The 1,482-nt window shown below is 71.6% G+C and carries 1 protein-coding gene; it reads right to left on the bottom strand.

What is annotated here, in order from left to right:
• Window positions 1–156 precede the first annotated feature (156 nt).
• Entirely contained in the window at window positions 157–1,413 is a 1,257-nt protein-coding gene (gene istA / locus LN037_RS32060; protein ID WP_230761173.1) for an IS21 family transposase, read from the bottom strand.
• Window positions 1,414–1,482 lie beyond the last annotated feature (69 nt).

Raw genomic sequence — 1,482 nt, forward strand, 5'->3', positions numbered from 1 at the left:
CCGCGAGGAACTCCTCGTGGGTCCAGCTCTCGGCCCGGGCGCGCTCGGCGAGCCGCTCCACCGAAGCCGCCAGTGACGGCGCCTTCAATACCCGGGTCAGATAGGCCAGCTCCGAGACCACGTTGCGGCCGCCGGTCGCGGGGCTCTTCGCCGCCATCAGATCGCCTGCTCGAGAGTCTCATCGTCTGCGTCGATGTCGAAGAGGCGGTCATAGTCGGCCAGGTCGCGGTAGGCGACCTCGGTGTCGGCCGGCGGCGCCAGCTGGTGGCGGTAGGCCTCCCGCAGCCGCGCCGCGGCCTGGGCGTGGGCGGTGTCGGTGATCGTCTGGTGCCGGGCCCAGCAGCGAGCGTGACGGGCGACCCGGACGCCATCACGACCGTCAGCGAGGCTCACCACGACCTGCTCGAGATCCGCGGTGACCAGCACCCGGCGCCCGACCGCGGACGGATCGACGGAGTAGTCGTTGCCGTCGAGGCGGACGTAGTGATCCCGCGGCAGCCGCAGGCTCGTAGCCCAGCCCGACCCCGGCGCGACCGGAGGCAGCGCGAGCATCGCGGCGTGATCGGCCTTCCACCGCTCGACCGGCCGGGCCCCGAGACGGCGGTGGTGGCGCTGGTTGGCCCGGGCCAACCAGACCCCGAGCTGGCCGTTGAAATCTTGCGGGGAGGTGAAGCTACGACCGGGCATGAACGAGGTCTCGAGATACCGGTTTGCCCGCTCGACCAGCCCCTTGGCCTCGGGATCGCGGGGTCGACACTGGATCACCTTGATGCCCAGCAACCCACGGAAGCCCTGCATCGCCTCGGTCAGCTGCGGGCGCCCACCACGCCATGAACCGATCGCGGACTCGTTGTCCCAGACCAACGCGCGCGGGCTCGCGCGCCAGCCCGCCAGCAGCGTCCACTGCCCGGCGAGCAGATCGGGGCCCTGCCGGGACGGGATCATCCGCGCGGTCATCACCCGCGAGTAGCCCGAGACCATCACCAGCACCGGCGGCGCCCCGGACTGACCGGCCCCGAGGGGCACCTCGGCGGGCGGGAACCACAGGTCGCACTGCGCGAGCTCCCCGGGCCGGTACTCGGTCCGCGACACCGGGTCGACCGGCGCATACAACGGCCGCAGCTCCCGCACCCGGTCCTTGAGCACCGTCAACGACCGCGACCACCCGACCCGCTCAGCGATCACCGTCGCCGGCATCGACGGCCACTGCGCGAGCAGCTCCCGAATCCGAGGCTCGACCTCGTCGACGATCGAGCCCTTCGCCGCCCGTTCATACTTCGGCGGCTCCTCGGCCGCCAAAGCCCGCCGCACCGTGTTCCGCCCGACCCCCAGCTGCCGGGCGATCGCCTTGATCGGCATCGCCTCCGCCCGATGCAGGCGCCGGATCTCCGCCCAGTCCTCCACCTTCAACACCCCTTCCCATCGGCAAGGGGGTCCAGATTCACCCGTCGCAGAGGGGTCAGGATTCAGGCGTCGTCAGCA

Source organism: Actinomycetospora soli (assembly GCF_021026295.1).
Taxonomy (GTDB): Bacteria; Actinomycetota; Actinomycetes; order Mycobacteriales; family Pseudonocardiaceae; genus Actinomycetospora; species Actinomycetospora soli.